The 18,496-nt window shown below is 32.8% G+C and carries 15 protein-coding genes; 11 read left to right on the forward strand and 4 right to left on the reverse strand.

Annotated features, from left to right (window positions below; translation table 11 throughout):
- Positions 1–70 precede the first annotated feature (70 nt).
- Complete coding sequence (locus tag HYN86_RS19880) at positions 71–1,516, reverse strand: glycosyltransferase (protein WP_113679627.1); 1,446 nt, start codon at positions 1,514–1,516, stop codon at positions 71–73.
- Positions 1,517–2,049: 533 nt separating this feature from the next.
- Here HYN86_RS19880 and HYN86_RS19885 point away from each other — a divergent pair.
- Complete coding sequence (locus HYN86_RS19885; protein ID WP_113679628.1) at positions 2,050–2,496, forward strand: response regulator; 447 nt, start codon at positions 2,050–2,052, stop codon at positions 2,494–2,496.
- 12 nt (positions 2,497–2,508) lie between these two features.
- On the forward strand, positions 2,509–6,918 hold the full coding sequence (locus HYN86_RS19890) for a PAS domain S-box protein (RefSeq protein ID WP_113679629.1): 4,410 nt from the start codon (positions 2,509–2,511) through the stop codon (positions 6,916–6,918).
- A gap of 80 nt (positions 6,919–6,998) precedes the next feature.
- On the opposite strand, the gene HYN86_RS19895 is transcribed toward HYN86_RS19890, so the two are convergent.
- Positions 6,999–7,415 (reverse strand): lipocalin family protein, encoded by a 417-nt coding sequence (locus HYN86_RS19895; RefSeq protein ID WP_113679630.1) that lies wholly within the window; start codon positions 7,413–7,415, stop codon positions 6,999–7,001.
- A gap of 114 nt (positions 7,416–7,529) precedes the next feature.
- Positions 7,530–8,468 (reverse strand): hypothetical protein, encoded by a 939-nt coding sequence (locus tag HYN86_RS19900; protein WP_113679631.1) that lies wholly within the window; start codon positions 8,466–8,468, stop codon positions 7,530–7,532.
- A gap of 368 nt (positions 8,469–8,836) precedes the next feature.
- On the opposite strand from HYN86_RS19900, the gene HYN86_RS19905 reads away from it, so the two are divergent.
- The 7 genes from HYN86_RS19905 (at position 8,837) to HYN86_RS19935 (ending at position 14,921) form a co-directional block, all read left to right on the forward strand.
- The gene (locus tag HYN86_RS19905; protein WP_113679632.1) at positions 8,837–9,016 is read left to right on the forward strand and encodes a hypothetical protein; all 180 of its coding nucleotides are present in this window, start codon (positions 8,837–8,839) and stop codon (positions 9,014–9,016) included.
- Positions 9,017–9,310: 294 nt separating this feature from the next.
- The gene (locus tag HYN86_RS19910) at positions 9,311–10,774 is read left to right on the forward strand and encodes a tetratricopeptide repeat-containing sensor histidine kinase (protein WP_317048539.1); all 1,464 of its coding nucleotides are present in this window, start codon (positions 9,311–9,313) and stop codon (positions 10,772–10,774) included.
- A 6-nt stretch (positions 10,775–10,780) separates the two neighbouring features.
- The gene (locus tag HYN86_RS19915) at positions 10,781–11,449 is read left to right on the forward strand and encodes a response regulator (protein WP_113679634.1); all 669 of its coding nucleotides are present in this window, start codon (positions 10,781–10,783) and stop codon (positions 11,447–11,449) included.
- Between the two features lie 138 nt (positions 11,450–11,587).
- The gene (locus HYN86_RS19920) at positions 11,588–12,643 is read left to right on the forward strand and encodes a type I restriction endonuclease (protein ID WP_113679635.1); all 1,056 of its coding nucleotides are present in this window, start codon (positions 11,588–11,590) and stop codon (positions 12,641–12,643) included.
- An 84-nt stretch (positions 12,644–12,727) separates the two neighbouring features.
- Positions 12,728–13,138: a hypothetical protein gene (locus HYN86_RS19925; protein WP_113679636.1), complete on the forward strand. Its 411-nt coding sequence runs from the start codon at positions 12,728–12,730 to the stop codon at positions 13,136–13,138.
- Between the two features lie 9 nt (positions 13,139–13,147).
- Entirely contained in the window at positions 13,148–13,357 is a 210-nt protein-coding gene (locus HYN86_RS19930) for a hypothetical protein (RefSeq protein ID WP_113679637.1), read from the forward strand.
- Positions 13,358–13,568: 211 nt separating this feature from the next.
- The gene (locus tag HYN86_RS19935; RefSeq protein WP_113679638.1) at positions 13,569–14,921 is read left to right on the forward strand and encodes a GH1 family beta-glucosidase; all 1,353 of its coding nucleotides are present in this window, start codon (positions 13,569–13,571) and stop codon (positions 14,919–14,921) included.
- An 80-nt stretch (positions 14,922–15,001) separates the two neighbouring features.
- Here HYN86_RS19935 and HYN86_RS19940 read toward each other — a convergent pair whose 3' ends face one another.
- On the reverse strand, positions 15,002–15,367 hold the full coding sequence (locus HYN86_RS19940; protein ID WP_113679639.1) for a hypothetical protein: 366 nt from the start codon (positions 15,365–15,367) through the stop codon (positions 15,002–15,004).
- A gap of 1,019 nt (positions 15,368–16,386) precedes the next feature.
- Here HYN86_RS19940 and HYN86_RS19945 point away from each other — a divergent pair.
- Both HYN86_RS19945 and HYN86_RS19950 read left to right on the forward strand, forming a co-directional pair.
- Entirely contained in the window at positions 16,387–16,572 is a 186-nt protein-coding gene (locus HYN86_RS19945) for a hypothetical protein (RefSeq protein WP_113679640.1), read from the forward strand.
- 254 nt (positions 16,573–16,826) lie between these two features.
- Positions 16,827–18,344, forward strand: a complete 1,518-nt coding sequence (locus HYN86_RS19950; protein WP_317048540.1) for a tetratricopeptide repeat-containing sensor histidine kinase — start codon at positions 16,827–16,829, stop codon at positions 18,342–18,344.
- Positions 18,345–18,496: the final 152 nt, after the last annotated feature.

The raw sequence follows: 18,496 nt of genomic DNA on the forward strand, positions 1-18,496 counted from the left end.
TGTAAAAAAATACAACGGGTTATTGTTCACTTGGGTGGAGTTTTATAGTGAAATAAAAAGTGTTCGAAATTTATAAGCCTCTTGTTAACCAACCTCTTTTGCTAGCTGTTGCTATGGCATAAGGTGCAATCCAGAATAAACTGAAAGTATAAAAAAGACTGTATGAATAGGCCCAGAAAGATTCTGAAAGCGTATATCTTTTTGCATAAAACAACATAGTAAAACTTGAGAAAACCAAGATTGCTAATAATGTTGAGCTTAAAAATAATATTGGATGAACCACAATAAAGAACAACATAAATAATAAGAACGGGTACGTCATTATAATTTTAAAAGACTGATTTAAAAAGAAAAGTCTTGCTCCAAATTTTGATTCTTTTCTAAAATCTTTAAAAGCATATTTAGCCATCATAAGATTTTCACGAACGTTACTTCTGCTCCATCTGATAAACATTTTGTATAATCCTTTGTAATCTTCCGGCACGTTTGTTAATACAACTGCATTTCTTTGAAATAATACATGGAAACCTTGTTTCAAGATCATGTTGGTCATGGCACGGTCTTCACCAATATCAGATGGCTGTCCCATAAAAGTCTGGTTGATCCATTCTGGGAGACAGTTAAATACTGCATCTCTTCTATAAGCTGCTAAAGCTCCTGGAGTACATAATACAGATCCTGCCTGACTTTCTGCAGAACGCTGGAATTCAAAGCTCATTACGAAACTTACATTAAGCATTTTTGGTAAAATTGCCTTTTTATTGTTCAAAACCTGAACGTTTCCTGCAACAGCACCACATTTTTTGTTTACTACAAACGGACTTACTAAGTTTCTTAAAGTATCTTTTTTAACAATAGAATCACTATCTACAGTTACAAAGATTTCTCCTGTTCCTAATTTAAATCCTCTGTATAAGGCGTGGCGTTTACCTGCATTTTTAGGCTGTTGAAAAATGGTTACTCTATCTCCTAATTTTGCTTTTGCTTCCTGCATCCAATACCAAGTATCATCTTTACTTCCATCGTCAATAGCTAAAAGCTGTAATTTTTCTGCTGGGTAATCACTTTCTGCAAGGCTCATTAAAGTATCCCATACTAGTTTACCTTCATTATAAGCAGGAACGATGATGGTACACGTTGGCAGTAAATCGTCTGAAACAGATGGAATTGATTTATATCTTAAGTATAAATAAGAGCTGTACAAGAAAACTCCTGTTTGATAAAAGAATAAAATTGTAGTTATAATTAAAAATGGCAATCCCCATGTTGAAGCAATTCTTTCAAAATGAAATTGCTCAAAATCGTCTTGCAGTTGAAATACTAAATATACACCTGCAATCATCAATAAAAATGTTGCAATAAGAACCGCTAATCCAAACGGACTTGTTGGTCTTTCTACGTGTACTTTTTGTGTTTTTTCTTTAGTTCCAAAAAAAGAACTGTTTAATGATTTTTCGCTGATAGCCGAACTATTGTTCGAGTAAAATTGTTCTGAGATAATTGTTTCGCTTTCCATGCTTATACCTGTTTGATTTCTTGAATATGGCTTTTAGTAAAAATCTTTTCTTTCTTAATTTATTTGTAACTCGTATGGGTGAGCAACAATAAAAACAAACGCATCAAAGATTTTGACATAAACACAATTTGCAAGCGTCGTGCCAATACGGTTTAAAACTGGTGTAGAGGCTTTTAGCAAAAACAGGCAGAGAAATAGTGTGTAATTATTTTACACTTTGTGCATATAGTATACAGCAAAAAACAAAATTAAGGAGCAAAAAAGCCAGATTCTAAAAGGGATTTGAGAGTTTATTGTTCCCTTCTGTTTAAAAATTTCTTTCGATTAAAAGCTTAAAAGAAATAGCTCTAAAAAAATCATTTTAAGCAAAACAATTCTATAGTATACTAACGTAAAATTTTGAATTTAATTGTATGATGTGATTTTTTTCACCAATCAAAAAAACATTCTTGATAAAAAAACAGGAATTCTTACTTAAAAAAGTTAAATTTATCGAGATATAATTAACAATAAATTTTAGGAGACTAAAAACAATGAATACAAAGCATTACAATCTTTTGTTAGCTGATGATGATGAAGATGACTGTGATTTTTTTAAGGAAGCCCTCGATGAAATTTCCATTGAGACTAGCCTTAACATGGTTCACGACGGCGTACAATTGATGGATTATTTAAAAGCGAACGAATCAAAACTTCCAGATGTTGTTTTTCTTGACTTAAATATGCCTCGAAAAAACGGTCTGGAATGTCTGGCTGAAATCAAAGATGATGAAAAGCTGAAAGAACTTCCAATTATAATTTTCTCGACTTCCTTAGACAGCGAAATTGTAAATAATTTATATAAAAACGGGGCTTCGTTCTACATTCGAAAACCTGGTGATTTTTCCAAACTTAAAAAAGTAATTGAAAACGCACTGACAAACGCATCCGAAAATAATTTTAAACAGCCTGAAAGAGCTCATTTTATACTGCAACCCTAAATCTTCTTTGGAATGAACCGTAAAAAAAAGGAACATTATTTTCTGTCCGAAGGAGGAGAAATGGGCGATTTAATTCGTGATGCCGACTGGAGTAAAACGCCTTTGGGAGATCCAGAGAAGTGGCCTCAGAGTTTAAAAACGATGACTGCCATGATGCTCAGCAATCCTTTTGGAATGTATATTGCGTGGGGGAAAAATCATACGCAGTTGTACAATGATGCCTTCCGACCAATTTTAGGTGCTTTAAAACATCCAGACGCATTAGGAGGAAATTCGCGGGAAACATTTGCCGAAATCTGGGATACCATTGGTCCAATGTTCGCAGATGTAATGAAAGGAAAATCGGTTAGTTTTCCAGACTTTAAAGTTTCGCTTCACAGAAATGGATACACAGAAGATTGTTTCTTTGATTTTTCGTACACTCCAATTAAAATCGAAGACGGTTCAGTTGGCGGTATTTTGGTTACCGTAATAGAAACTACAGAAAAGAAAATTGTTGCAGATGCCTTACAGGAAAGTAATGCAAGATTTGTCAAAAATATTATGCAGGCGCCTATCGCGATGTGTATTTTTAGAGGAAAAAATCATATCGTTGAAATCGCCAATCAGCAAATGCTGGAACTTTGGGGAACAAAGGCAGAAACCGTTATTAACCAGCCCATTTTTGAGACTCTGCCTCAATTAAAAAAACAAGGTCTTGACAAAATTCTGCATACTGTTTTTAGTAACGGCGAAAAAATTACAACTGACGAACTGTTTGTTCAACTAAATCGAAATGGGCAGACAGAAAACACCTATATCAATTTTGTTTATGAAGCTTTAAGAGAAGCAGACGGAACAATTTCTGGTGTCGCAGCAATTGCAACCGAAGTTACAGCGCAGGTTCTCGCACGTTCTAAAGTTGAAGAAAGTGAACAAAAAATACGACAATTGGTTGAAAATGCCCCATTTCCTATCGCAGTTTATACTGGTAAAGAAATGCGTATTGAACTTGCCAATGAATCGATTATAAAAATTTGGGGAAAAGGTCCAGACGTAATAGGAAAAACATATAAAGAAATTCTTCCCGAATTACACAATCAATCTATTTTTGAACAGGTTGCCACTGTTTTTGAAACAGGACAATCCTTTCATTCCAGAAACAGCCGAGTTGACATTGTAGTCGATAATTTATTACAGCCCTTCTATTTCAATTACAGCTTTACGCCTTTGTATGACGTAAACGGAAAAATCTATGGCGTAATGAATACCGCCGCAGACCTTACAGATTTATATTCGGCCAAACAGATAATAGAAGAAAATGAGCAGAATTTAAGCAGTATCGTTCTTCAGGCGCCAATCGGAATTTGTTTAGTTGATGCAGCTACGTTGATAAGCGAAATTGTAAATGATAGTTTTGTCGAAGTTGCCGGAAAACCTTATGAAGAAATTGCTGGAAAACACTATTGGGATACTTTTGCCGAAGTAAAACCGTTTTACGAAAAAGAACTTCAAAAAGTAATTGATGAAGGAATTCCGTTTTATGCCAACGAGGTAGAAATGGAACTTATCAGACATGGCAAAAAAGAAAAAATATTTGTCACTTTTGTTTATTCTCCCTTAAAAAATATAGATAATAAGGTTACCAAAATAGCGATTTGGGTTCTAGACAACACTCCGCAAGTTACTGCCAGACAAGAAATTGAAGAAGCAGATAAACGTTTTAGAAATACCGTAAAACAAGCTCCCGTTGGAATTACAATTTTACGCGGTCCCAACCACGTAGTAGAAATGGCCAACGAAGCTTATTTAAAATTAGTGGCCCGCGAAGAAAGTACTTTTGTAGGCAGACCTTTATTTGACTCTTTGCCAGAAGTAAAAGATTCTGTCAGTGATCTTTTGAATACTGTTTTTACCACTGGAATTCCGTATCATGGAAACGAAATGGCTATTCCTTTAAATCGATATGGCAAACAAGGAATCTGGTATTTTGATTTTCTTTATCATCCGCTGAAGGAAGAAAATGGCGAAATTACTGGTATTATCGTAACGGTAACAGAAGTCAGCGAGAAAGTAGAAGCTAGAAAACAAATAGAACTAAACGAAGACCGTCTTAAAATTGTTGTAGAAGCCAGCGAATTGGGAACTTGGGAACTGAATGTTAAAAACAGATTTCCAATTTATTCTAAAAGATATCTCGAAATTATTGGCGGTTATACAGAAGACGTTACGCTTACTCATGAAGAATTACTGGCACATCTTCACCCAGATGATATGCATATTCGAAATAAAGCATTTAAAGATGCATTAAGTTCTGGTGTACTTCATTACGAAGCACGAGTGATTTGGAAAGATCAATCGGTGCACTGGGTAGAAGGAAAAGGTAAAGTTTTTTATAATGAAAATAAAGAAGCTGAAAAACTCATTGGAACTGTTAGGGAAATAACGGAAGAAAAAAAATATCAGCAGCAAATTGAAGAAAGCGAAAAAAAATTACGCAATCTGATTATGCAGTCACCTGTGCCTAAAGCAATTTTACGAGGAGATAATTTTGTAATCGAAATGGCGAATTTTGCCCTCTTAAATAATATTTGGAAAAAAAGGGAAGCCGATGTTGCAGGACAAAATATTTTAGAATTATTTCCTGAACTTGCAAAACAAAAATACGCACGCTTGTTAAAAGAAGTGTATGACTCTGGAATAACTTATTCAGAATCAGAATCGCTTCTTTATATAAATGACATCAATTCTGTCTCACAATTTTATGTTGATTTTGAATTTGCGCCCCTCCGCGAAAGCGATAATTCAATTTCTGGAATTAGATTGACGCTTATTGACGTTACAGAAAAAGTTGAAGCCAGAAAAAAAATCGAAGAAAGCGAGAAGAGATTTCGTTCTTTAACAGAAAGTATTCCGCAGCTGATTTGGGAAACAGATGCTGAAGGAAATTCCCTTTTTACATCGGCAAAATGGCTTGAATATACTGGTATTGAACCCGAACATGAAAGATCTTGGCAAGATATGATTCACCCAGATGATTTTGAGGAAAATATCAAAATATGGAAACATTCCCTTTCCACTGGAGAAATGTATCGATCTGATGTTAGAATGCGAAGAAAAGACGGAACATACAGATGGCACACTGCTATTGGAGAACCAATTTACAATCTGGACAATAAAATTATAAAATGGGTTGGTGCTTTTACCGATATTCATACCGAAAAAGCATTTACACACGAGCTGGAACAACAAGTTACGGCTCGAACAAAAGAATTAATCCAAATGAACGAATCACTCCAAAAAAGTGAAGAACGTTATCATTTAATGGTCGAAGAAGTTCAGGAATATTCCATTTTATACTTAAACTCTGAAGGAGTTGTTGAAAATTGGAATGTGGGAGCCGAAAAGATAAAAGGTTATAAAGCAGAGGAAATTGTTGGAAAATTCTTTGCTGTTTTTTATACCGAAGAGGATCAGAAAAATAAACTGCCGCAAAAGCTTTTAGAACTGGCTAGAGAAAAAGGCAAAGCAATTCATGAAGGCTGGCGCGCCAGAAAAAACGGAAACTTATTTTGGGCAAGTGTTGTTATTACTGCTGTTCATAATAAAAAAGGCGAAGTGATTGGTTTTTCTAAAGTGACGCACGATCTAACGGAGAAAAAAAGAGCCGATGATACCTTAAAAATGAACGCTTTAGAATTGGAGCAAAAAAACAATGAACTGGAAGAAATGAACAAAGAACTTCAGTCATTTGCTTATATTTCTAGTCATGATTTGCAGGAACCGCTGCGTAAAATCCAGACTTTTGCGTCTCAGATCATGGAGAAGGAATTTCAAAATTTATCGGAAAATGGAAAGGATAAATTTAAAAGAATGCAAAACGCAGCACAGCGTATGCAGACTTTGATTAATGATTTACTTGCTTATTCGAGAACAAATGTTCAAGAACGTGTATTTGAAAAAACAGATCTTTCTAAAATAATTGAAGAAGTAAAAGAAGATTTAAAAGAAGAATTGGAACAAAAATCTGCTGTTATTGAAATACAACAGACTTCGGAAGTTGATATAATTCCGTTTCAATTCAAGCAATTATTATACAATTTGATCAGCAATTCGTTGAAATTTTCAAATCCAGAAGTTCCAACTGTGATTAAAATTAACAGCGATATTTCTCTGGGTGAAAATTTTGAAAATGAAAAATTGATTCCGGCGAAAAAATACTGCCACATCAAAGTATCTGATAACGGAATTGGTTTTGAACCCCAATACAACAAGAAAATATTTGAAGTTTTTCAACGCTTACATGGACGAGACCGGTATAACGGAACTGGAATTGGCTTAGCAATTGTGAAAAAAATTGTAGAAAACCATAACGGAATCATCAGCGCTTCAGGAGTACAAAATGAAGGAGCTTCTTTCGATATTTATATTCCGGTAAGCTAAAATTTTAAATTGAGTTCATAAAAAAAAACGGAAATAACTTTAAAGCTATTTCCGTTTTTATTTTCTTAAAAGAAAACTAATTATCTAGTATAAACAGTAATTACACCAGTTGCTTTATCTTTTAATTTTAGTTCTTTGTTTGTAAGGTTCATGATATCACTAGTTGTAGTAATACCACCAATAGTAACAGTTAAATCATTATGAGATCTTACATAAGTTCCTGTAGTTTCTACTAATGCACAGTTACTTCCATCATAATCACCATAAACTGCCGCATTACTTAATCTTAGATCTAAATAATCTCTGCTGCATCCTGGTGCATTTTCTATAGCGTCAATTAATACTTCTTCAGTACCAACCATTGTACCTGTTTTGCTTAAGTTGTATTTTCCTTGTAATGGAACAATTGTTTCTCCTTCGTTATCATCGCTGCTGCAAGACGTTGCAAACATTCCTAAGCCTAAAGCCATTGCAAATAATATGTTTCTACTTTTCATGTTGATTTGTTTTTTTTATTGAATTAATTTAATAATGCTAAATTACAGGGATACACTTACAAAAAATTCTATGATTTCAACAAAATCTTACATAAATCGCATTTTAACGAAATTTTATTTTTTTACATATTTGGAGATAATGTACTTTGTTACAGGCTTTAAAGGACGATTATTCTCTGGATGCCTTCCATGACCATTAAAAAAATCGACTCCATTTTCAGTTTTTGCATACCAAATTATTGCATCTCCGTTCTTATCAAAACAGGATGTTGTGTCACAAACTTGCACTTTTTTTAGATTAATTAAACTTTCATCCAGCAATTCAACAGGGGTCATAATTCCTAAACTATTTACCTTTAAATCACAGTCTACCATTTCATAATGATCGTTTGACCATTGCATACATTCTTTTTTGGGTAGGGCTAAGTAAATGATTAATCCTAATCCCATCAGAATTGCTATAATCGCTGCATATCTCATTTTTTTAGATTTTGGTTTGTCATCCTCATTATGGATTTCTGTTGGTTCTGAATCTGGGATTTGAGACGCTTCTGATTCTTGATCATCTGCAGTTGGTTCTGGATCGTTCGAACTGTCGATTTCTATAACATCACTCATTTCATTAGAAGAAACTTCTCTAGAAGATTTAGTATCTCTTAAGTCTTCTATCAATTTCGAATCTTCTTCATCAATTTGTTTCCTAAATTCACTAAAAGGTCTTGGTTGAAGATCTACAAGTATTGCAGCTAATTGAATAGTATCTTCTGCTGGTCTCTCAGTTCTTCCTAAAAGAAATCTCTTAACCGCTTCTAACTTATTCATCTCATCATCTCCAAACAAATTTTTTTTATCCTTATCAAATGGAAATTCAAAAAAAGATTCGAAAGTATTTAAGTCATCTTTATTAGTATTTGACATGAATCTTTTGATACATAAATTTCTAAGATTTGCAGTAGTTGGCGAAATTAAATTATTTGCATATTCCCCTTCTATTTCCTCTTCATATTTAGCTTTAATAGCATTTCTATAATCTTCAAAAGTAAACTTTGACATAGGCATTTGAACTTTTTAAAACTTTTTATAAAGTACTTTATTCTACTTTTTATGACTTATTAGAACTTATCTCGACTTTATAAAAATAAATTAAACTTTCCTGACTTTCTGATTAATACAGCCTTAAACCCCACATAACTTTGCCTCAACAAAATTAGTTATCGTTTTGATCTGCAGGTCAAAAACAAATGTACAAAACTAGTTCAGTCACTAAGTGCGGAAAACCGTAAAACGGAGTTTATCCGGGAAGTACAAATAAAGTTTTATAGTTCTACGCACTTCACTTCCCAACAAATGGCATCGTGCTCAAAAGTTTCAGAATAGTTCTGAACGGCCATGCCTGTATTCACCTTTTAAATTTTAAAAAAATGAAAACATTATATCTATTGGGAGCGTGCGCGCTATTGTCAACTACATTATTTTCTTGTACTGCTGACGAATTTGAAACTGAAACAAAAAAAACAGAATTAAAATCAGTTAAAGCAATGGCAAGTCCAGGTCCAGACGATGATCCTGTACCTGTTACACCTCCACCTCCAAAAAAATAACAAATAAAATCTGTAATAATCATTTTATTAGTAATTTCGGGGAAAGTAGTATTCATGTTACGATCCCCGTTTTTTTGTGCATTTATTTTTCTTCTTTTTTTCTCTTGCCAAGAGAAAAAACCTTTATCGCCTAAGGATGATTCCTCTTATAAAGAAGCAAGACTTTTGCAGCAAAACGCTGTGAATCATTTTCAAAAGAACAATTATAATACGGCTTTTTATCAATTTAATAAATCCAAAATATTATTTGAAAAAATTAAAGACAGTATTGATATTGTTTTTAATTGCATTCAAATGGCTAACATTCAGCAAATAAATGGTGATTATTACGGAAGTAAAGAAACCTTAATTGAAGCACTGCCTTATAGCAAAAATGACAAAAATTATGCTGTAGCAATTAATAATTTCTTCGGAATTGCTTATAAAGAACTATCTCTTTATAATGATGCGGTTTTTTATTACAATCAAGCCATTAAAACATCAAAAGATTCTGTATCAATACAATCTCCTTTAAACAATATTGCAGTTGTTTACATCAAACAAAAAAAGTACGATAAAGCAATTCAGCTTTTAGAATCTATTTTAAGCAAAAATGTTTTTGATGATAAAATTTCATCCTTAAAAAGTAAATCTAGAGTAATCGATAATCTTGGCTTTGCTTACTTTAAAAAAGGAATGAAAGAAAAAAGCCTGCAATTTTTAAATGAAGGTTTAAAGCTAAGAATCCAAATCGATGATGATTATGGTACAATTGGCAGTTATCTCCACTTAGCCGAGTTTTATTCCCAAACAGATATTTCGAAATCAAACAACTACGCGCAAAAAGCGTATGAAACCGCAACTCAATTTAATAGTGTCGATGAACGCTTAAAAGCATTGTCTTTTTTAATTTCAAATGGTTCTGGAACAAAATATGCCCAAAAATATATTTCGATCAGCGATAGTATTATTAGTATTCGAAACAATTATAAAAACAAGTTTGCCAAGATTAAATACGACTCTAAAAAAGAAAAAGACGAAAACCAGAAACTACGATTAGAAAAAGCGGAAAATTTGCTGGCCCTCCAGGAAGTTAAATACCAACGGATATTCTTTATAATTGGCATTGTCTCTCTCTTCTGTTTATTGGCTTACTTGAGAAAAAGATATGAAAACCGAAATCGCGTAGAGAAAATTAAAGCAGCTTACGATACAGAAACAAGAATTGCAAAAGACATTCACGACGAATTAGCAAATGATGTCTTCCATACCATAACCTTTACTCAAACACAGTCTTTAAACGCGGAAAGCAATAAAGATACGTTGTTACAACAACTGGATGACATATATGTTCGAGTTCGTGGTATTTCCAGAGAAAATAATGATATCGATACTGGAATCAATTATGCTGCTAATCTAAAAGAGATGCTTTCTACTTATAACAACAATACTACAAATGTGATTATTAATGGTATTGAAAAAGTAAATTGGGACTTAATTGAAGATCTAAAAAAGATCACAATACAAAGGGTTTTACAGGAATTAATGGTCAATATGAAAAAACACAGTCAGGCTTCTGTAGTTGTTTTAAAGTTTGAAAGTTACGCTAACAAAATTTTCATAAACTATACCGACAACGGAAAAGGCTGCGAAAAATCAAAAATTATTAAAAATGGCCTCCAAAATATGGAAAACCGTATTTTGTCTATAAAAGGAACAATTACTTTTGACACAGAACCTAATAAAGGTTTTAAAGTAAAAATATCCATGCCTAAATAAAAGCCTATGTTTAAAAAAGTAATTATAGCTGAAGATCTTGATGCAATGAATTTAGGAATTCAACAGGTTTTAAAAGATTTAAATATTGAAAATTTTCAACATTCGAAATTCTGCGATGATGCATTCCTAAAAATACGCGCCGCAATTAATCAAAATGAACCTTTCGATTTACTAATCAGTGATCTTTCGTTTAAAACAGATCATCGTAAAGTTACAATTTCGAGCGGAGACGAACTGGTTGAAAAAGTTCGTGAACTTCAGCCTGATATTAAAATCATAACTTACTCTGTCGAAGACAAAAGTTTCCGAATTAAATCGCTTTTTGAAAATGCCGAAATCGATGCTTTTGTTTTAAAAAGCTTAAATAGTATCGAAGAATTAAAAAAGGCAATTCATCTGCTTTCAACTTCAGATCAAAAATTTATTTCGCCCGAAGTTGCTTCTGCCCTTCAGGAAAAAAACAATTTCGAAATTGACGACGTCGATATTAAAATTCTAAAATATTTATCTGACGGAACTTCTCAAGATGAAATCATAGAAATTTTTAAAAGTTCAGATATTAAGCCTAATAGTAAAAGTGCCGTAGAAAAAAGATTGTCAAAATTAAAAGATTTTTTTAAAGCCAATAATACCGTCCACTTGGTTTCTATTACAAAAGATATGGGGATTATTTAAATCCTGTTTCATTATAATTCTAAAGCTCCTTCGGGAGCTTTTTTTATTTACTTAAATTAAATTTTCGGATTATGGATTTCCGTAAAATACTGGTTTTTATTGGTTTTACATTTGGTTAATAATTTAAAACTACAACCAATGGAAATGAATATTCAACTTAAATCTTTAGCCGATAAAATAAATCAGCTGAAAAGTAAAATCGAAACTGAAGAATCTACTAAACATGCCTTTGTACTGCCATTTATTCATATTTTGGGGTACGATGCTTTTAATCCGCTTGAAGTTGTTCCAGAATTTACGGCAGATCTTGGCTTAAAAAAAGGAGAAAAAGTAGATTATGCTATTTTTCAAAATGGAGAACCTATTATAATCGTTGAGTGCAAAAGCTGGAAAGAAAAACTGACTGTTCATAATTCGCAGTTATTTCGATATTTCCATGTTACAAAAACTCGATTTGCACTTTTAACTAACGGAATCACTTATCAATTTTTCACTGACTTGGATAATCAAAACAAAATGGATGAAAAACCATTTTTAGAATTTGACATCTGCAATCTAAAAGAAAATACTATAAATGAAATTGCAAAATTTCATAAAGCCAATTTCGATGTAGATAATATTGTAAGCAATGCCAGCTCATTAAAATACATTAAAGAAATTAAGAAACTGATAAATGCAGAATTAGAAAGTCCGTCAAACGATTTTACAAAACTATTTGCAGGTAAAATCTATACCGGAAGATTAACAGAAAAAGTTGTTGATGAATTTAAGGATTTGGTTCAGAAATCTGTCAGCCAATTTATTAATGATAAAATTAATGACCGGCTAAATGCTGCTTTAACTAAAGAAACCATAAAACAGCAAGATGAACAAATTACTATTGTGGAAGATGACAATAAAATTGTAACAACTGAAGAAGAACTGGATGGCTACCGCATTGTAGTTGCAATTTTACGCAGAAAATTACCCATTAGCAGAATCGTCTATCGCGATACGCAATCCTATTTTGGAATTCTATTAGATGACAATAATCGCAAACCTTTGTGCAGGTTACATCTTAATAGCGGGAAAAAATATCTAAGCTTATTCAATGATAATAAAACAGAATCCAAAGTTTCTATTACAACAATCGATGATATTTATCAATTTGAAAAAGAACTACTTGAAACTGTAAATATTTACGAAACAGAATAAATCACGTGTAAGTACGCATTTTAAAGAACTGAATTCTAACTAGATTTATCACAAAACTGACTAACCAAAAAACCACAAAAGCCTATGCTAAAAAACTACCTCATCTTACTTTTATTAGTAACGTTTTATTCCTGCAAAAAAGCATCTGCTCCGCCTCCACCGCAAATAAATTCATTTTACAAAACGGCAATTACAGCAGATGATCGTAAAACGATAACTCCAGATGAAGCCAGAACATATCATGTTACTACTACTCACAAATACGAGTACCGAACGGGAAATCCCGGGCATTACAAATATAATTATGATGTAAAGGGAATTAATACCAAAGGCGATTCTGTTTTTGGAAATATAAATGTTCAAGGGAAATACGGCGCAGGAATTTTAATAAGCGACACCGTTGCAGAAACAGAAATTAATACGGAGTGGATCTCTTACGGAAAATTAAAAGCCGTCGATAAAAAAGGAAACGAATACAGTTTAATTGTCAAATAACGCAACCGAATGAAATATACTTTACTCTTACTATTTATTTTTTTCAACTCTTTTCATCCGCCGGAAACCAATGTTTTTATCTGCGGGCCGACTGGTGCAAAAAAATATCATTTCAATGAAAATTGTCGAGGTTTAAGTTCCTGCAGTCATGGAGTGGTCAAAAAAACGCTTAAACAAGCACAAGGTCTTGGATTAACAATTTGTGGATGGGAAGATTAATTAGCTTCCCTTTTTTTTATTTAATTATTTGATAATAATCACTTTACAATAAATTCACATTAGTTTTATTAATTTGATATAAAACTAATCGTTATGAAATTCTTTAACCTAAAATTCCTGGTATCATTCAAAGAATGGCTTTTTTTAAGAGCTATGCAATCTTCTTTCCTTCATTAATAAATCATGTAAAAATAAAGGAAAGTACCATTGAATGAATAAAGTTGAAAACTCATTTTTGAACAAAAACCAATTTGGTGAAGATTTCTTGTGGGGTGTTTCTACCGCCGCTTTCCAAATTGAGGGTGCACATGATTCTGACGGAAAAGGTTCTTCTATTTGGGATGTTTTTACTTCTCAAAAGGGAAAAATAAAAAACGGACATCATGCACTGACCGCCTGCGATTTTTACAATTCTTACCAAAATGACATCAATCTGATTAAGGAGTTAAATATTCCGAATTTTAGATTTTCAATCAGCTGGACTAGAATTATGCCTACAGGAATTCATCCTGTAAATCAAGCCGGAATAGATTATTACAATAAAATCATAGACTCATTACTGGCGTCTGGAATCGACCCCTGGGTTACACTTTATCACTGGGATTTACCGCATGCTCTTGAAGTCAAAGGAGGCTGGACAAACCGTGAATCGATTTCTTGGTTTTCAGCATATGTTGAAGTCTGCGCGCAGTATTTTGGCGATCGTGTTAAAAACTGGATGGTAATTAATGAACCTTCTGTTTTTACGGGTGCAGGTTATTTTTTAGGAATTCATGCTCCAGGTAAAAAAGGCATTACCAATTACCTAAAAGCCATGCATCATGTTACTTTGTCAACGGCTGCGGGCGCGAAGATATTGCGAAACAAAATTCCTGATGCGAATATCGGAACTACATTTTCCTGCACTCATATTGAACCTGCAACCGAAAGTTCGAAAGATATCGAAGCCGCAAAACGTGTGGACACTTTACTGAATAGAACTTTTATAGAACCGATCTTAGGATTAGGTTATCCGCAGAAGGATCTTCCTGTGCTAAAAAAACTCAATAATTATATTCTTGAAGACGATTTAGACAATCTCGATTTCGATTTTGATTTCATCGGACTTCAGTGCTACACTCGAGAAGTTGTCAAATCGGCCATACTGATTCCGTATATTGGCGCCGAATTGGTCAGTGCTGCAAAAAGAAATGTGATTGCAACCGAAATGGGCTGGGAAGTTTATCCGCCTGCCTTGTATCATGTCTTGAAAAAATTCAACGAATACAAAGGAATTAAAAAAATCATCATTACCGAAAATGGAGCTGCTTTTCCCGATACAGTAACAAACGGAAAGGTATTTGACATCAAACGAACACATTACATTCAGGACCATTTAGAGCAAATCTTAAAGGCAAAAGAAGAAGGTTTAAACGTTGAAGGCTATTTTGTATGGAGTTTAACCGATAACTTTGAATGGGCCGAAGGTTACAACGCCAGATTCGGCTTAATCCATGTCGATTTTGAAACACAAAAAAGAACCATTAAAAACTCAGGATTATGGTTTAAGGATTTTTTATCGTAATCCTGAATTCCATAAATACGAAAAAGCCTTTTGCAGCTAAATTGTAAAAGGCTTTTTTGTGTTTAAAATTCATTAGTTTCCTAACGAATTCTGAATTTATAATTCTGTTTTAAGATTCCGACATGAACTTTTCCATTCTTTTTTAAATGGGCCGTAACTAGAATATATTTTTCTTCTGGATATTTTACTTCATAACTAAAGATCGTATCTCTCACTTTGAACTGAAGCAGGTGTTTTCCATCATCTGAAATGGACAGCGCCGTTGTTTCATAACTAGGCATTGCATTTGTTGCTTTTAAGTTGATTTCTTGAACTTTTTCTTTATCAACAAGTATTTCCAGCTTTAAGTTATCAAGTTCCATATTTGTCGGCTGCTCAAACGAAACAACATATTTTTTACAGCCAAAAGTGCATAAAACAATTAATAGTAATAGAAGCTTTTTCATAAAAGGTATTTTAAACTGATAGTTATTAGAAGTCGAAATATGTTTTTATAAATATAAATAAATTTATCACAATCGCTAGAAAGAAAAGTGAACTTTTAAAGCGGAAAAAAACAGTCGTTGAGACAAAAAACTGCATCAAAAAACTTCAAAAAAAAGACTAAAAAATTTGGCTATTTCATTGATTTTATTAGGTTTATCGGTATTTTTTTCTTATCTTTATAGAGTAAATAACAGTACCTATATGCCGAAAAACAAACTATTTAAAAGCCTCAATTACACTTTAAAAAATTATTCTTTTTACCACTTCAAGCATCTCATTTTTCAGAATGCTTTTACATTTCATTTAGAAATTATTCTAAATAATCTTTTCTCTGTACAAATATTAAACGTGCAGCATAGACCGAAACGACCGTTTCAATTTCTTTCGTAAATTATTTTATTGTTTAAAATTTAAAAGATTTCCTTTTTTCGGGATATTCTTTCGCCTCTTCATTTTTAGTATTCACCAAAACACTTTTTATATGCCAGTATTTTCAACTTCGACACTCAAATTCTTTCCAGCACTTTCAATTCATTCTACAATTCTATATTATTTATATATTATTTAAAGTCCGAAACCAACTTTTTATTGAGTTGTTACATCTATAATAATAGAGACTATCTAAACTTAAATAATAATTTAAAAAACTCAAAGCAGGCTTTCTTATTTATTGAATTGGGAATTCACGGGAATCTTAAGGAAACGCGGGAATTCTGGGAATTCCTTATCTACAATAGCTTGAAACGCCATTCCTTTGCCAAAGAAATTAGTACCAGTTTTGTCTGCAGACTAAAACAAATTAAAAACTAGTTCTAATTATCAGCGTGAAAAAACGTAAGACCGAGTTTATTCGGGAAGTATAAAATACGTCTTACGGTTCTACACGCATCACTTCCCAAAATCAATTTGGTGTCGCCTTAATATTCTCTGGATCATTCCAGACAGCCACACCTATGTCTAATTTCTAAATTAAATCAAAATGAAAAAACTAATACTATTGTTCGCTTTTGCGTCATTGTTCTCTATATTTTCTTGTACTCCTGATGAGTATGAAACGCAGCCAAAGAAGAATATCAACTTCTCACCGCCAGCAGATCCGGAGCCTCCAACACCAGACCCTGATGGTCCTGGTGACAAAGGAAATAATCCTCCACCAGCTCCATGATAAAAAAATATTTTTAGTGTTTAATTAATTACTATTTTCGGGGAAAGTAAATTTATATGTTACGGTCCCCGTTTTTTTGTTTTATCATATTTCTTTTTCTTTTTTCGTGTAAAGAAAAAAAGACGATTAACACTAATACAGAATCTATACGAAAAGAGGCACTTACCTTACGTAATAAGGCTATTGAAAGTTTTGACAAACAAAATTATAACACTTCTTATTCCCAGTTTAATAAAGCTAAGGAACTTTACGAAGTGATAAAAGACAGTATAAATATCTCGTACATATTTATAAAAATTGCAGAAATTCATCAGAGAAATGGCGATTATTACGGCAGTAAAGAGATCGTGACTGAAGCATTGCCATACACAAAAGAAGATGTTTATGCTGCAGGCGCTAATAATTTTTTGGGTATTGCTGATAAAGAACTTGCTCTTTATGATGATGCCATTTTATATTACAAAAAAGCAGCAAAGCAATACAAAGACCCTCTCTTAAGACATAATCCTATACAAAATATTGCAGTTGTTTATATTCATCAAAAAAAATATGATAATGCAATCCGTATCTTAGATTCTCTTCTACAATCTCTTTCAACTAAAGAAATAAAAGAAAAAGCTCAACCAGGAGATAAATCTATTCTTCAGGATAATTTGGGTTACGCGTATTTTAAGAACGGATGGGAAGATAAAGGTTTTCATTTAATGAATGAAGGTCTTCAAATCAGACTTGATACTAAAGATATTTACGGCAGCATTGAAAGTTATCTTCATCTTGCGGATTACTATTCTAAAAAGAATGTACAAAAATCAGATGAAAATGCTCTTTTGGCTTATAAAACTGCTACAAAACTTAATAGTGTAGACGAAAGATTAGAAGCTCTTCAAATTTTAATCTCTAATGACAACAGTCCAAATACAAACAAATATATACAACATTATTTTACGCTAAATGACAGCATTATCAAAGTTAGAAACAACTTTAAAAATAAGTCCGCTAAAATTAAATATGATGCTAAAAAAGAAAAAGATGAGAACGAAAAGCTTCGTTTAGAAAAGGCAGAAAATCTCTTATCTCTTCAAAGAGCAAAATATATGCGAATTGTATTTGTAATTGTCTTTATATTTTTAGTGATTTTAATAGCCATTTTAATCCGCTATTATAAAAACAAGAACAAAGCCATTGAATTCAAAAGTTCGTATGACACTGAAACCCGTATTGCTAAAAAAATCCATGACGAGCTGGCCAATGATGTTTTTCAAGTCATTGCTTTTGCCGAGTCTCAGCCATTAGCTAAAGAAAACACCAAAGAAAACCTGCTCCAAAAATTAGATGATATTTACGGGCGTGTAAGAGGTATTTCAAGAGAAAACAACAGCATAGATACGGGGGCAAATTTTACAAAAAGCATTAAAGAAATGCTTTCTGCCTATAATACAGCCGAAAGAAATATTATGGCCACTAATATCGAAAATGTAAATTGGGAAGTAATGGATGAAGTAAAAAAAGTTACCATCAGCCGAATTTTACAGGAATTAATGGTCAATATGAAAAAACACAGTCAAGCGAGCCTTGTTGTAATAAAATTTGAGAGTGACCAAAAAACAATCGTAATAAACTATACCGATAACGGAAAAGGCTGTGAAAAAAGTACGATTGCAAAAAACGGACTTCAAAACATGGTAAACCGTGCGCAGGCCGTTAAGGGATCTATAGATATCGATACAGAACCCAATAGAGGCTTTAAAGCAAAAATAGTTATTCCTGAGTAAATATCGAATAATACGATAAGAATTGCATTTAAACACATTATTCCATATTCCGTAGCAATATGTCATCGGTACAAAAAAACAGAATTGCGTTGAATTACGTTCCATAGGAACGTTTGGCTGACGGCATAGGATTATAAGGCGTAAAACAAGTG

It is taken from the genome of Flavobacterium fluviale (assembly GCF_003312915.1).
GTDB classification, from domain to species: domain Bacteria; phylum Bacteroidota; class Bacteroidia; order Flavobacteriales; family Flavobacteriaceae; genus Flavobacterium; species Flavobacterium fluviale.

Excerpts from the sequence above, each read along its gene's own strand:
- HYN86_RS19920 (WP_113679635.1), top strand. The coding sequence starts at position 11,588 with ATGGAAATGAATATTCAACTTAAATCTTTAGCCGATAAAATAAATCAG.
- HYN86_RS19910 (WP_317048539.1), top strand. The coding sequence starts at position 9,311 with ATGGCTAACATTCAGCAAATAAATGGTGATTATTACGGAAGTAAAGAA.
- HYN86_RS19885 (WP_113679628.1), top strand. The coding sequence starts at position 2,050 with ATGAATACAAAGCATTACAATCTTTTGTTAGCTGATGATGATGAAGAT.
- HYN86_RS19895 (WP_113679630.1), bottom strand. The coding sequence starts at position 7,415 with ATGAAAAGTAGAAACATATTATTTGCAATGGCTTTAGGCTTAGGAATG.
- HYN86_RS19940 (WP_113679639.1), bottom strand. The coding sequence starts at position 15,367 with ATGAAAAAGCTTCTATTACTATTAATTGTTTTATGCACTTTTGGCTGT.
- HYN86_RS19880 (WP_113679627.1), bottom strand. The coding sequence starts at position 1,516 with ATGGAAAGCGAAACAATTATCTCAGAACAATTTTACTCGAACAATAGT.
- HYN86_RS19915 (WP_113679634.1), top strand. The coding sequence starts at position 10,781 with ATGTTTAAAAAAGTAATTATAGCTGAAGATCTTGATGCAATGAATTTA.
- HYN86_RS19890 (WP_113679629.1), top strand. The coding sequence starts at position 2,509 with ATGAACCGTAAAAAAAAGGAACATTATTTTCTGTCCGAAGGAGGAGAA.
- HYN86_RS19935 (WP_113679638.1), top strand. The coding sequence starts at position 13,569 with ATGAATAAAGTTGAAAACTCATTTTTGAACAAAAACCAATTTGGTGAA.
- HYN86_RS19905 (WP_113679632.1), top strand. The coding sequence starts at position 8,837 with ATGAAAACATTATATCTATTGGGAGCGTGCGCGCTATTGTCAACTACA.
- HYN86_RS19900 (WP_113679631.1), bottom strand. The coding sequence starts at position 8,468 with ATGTCAAAGTTTACTTTTGAAGATTATAGAAATGCTATTAAAGCTAAA.
- HYN86_RS19945 (WP_113679640.1), top strand. The coding sequence starts at position 16,387 with ATGAAAAAACTAATACTATTGTTCGCTTTTGCGTCATTGTTCTCTATA.
- HYN86_RS19930 (WP_113679637.1), top strand. The coding sequence starts at position 13,148 with ATGAAATATACTTTACTCTTACTATTTATTTTTTTCAACTCTTTTCAT.
- HYN86_RS19925 (WP_113679636.1), top strand. The coding sequence starts at position 12,728 with ATGCTAAAAAACTACCTCATCTTACTTTTATTAGTAACGTTTTATTCC.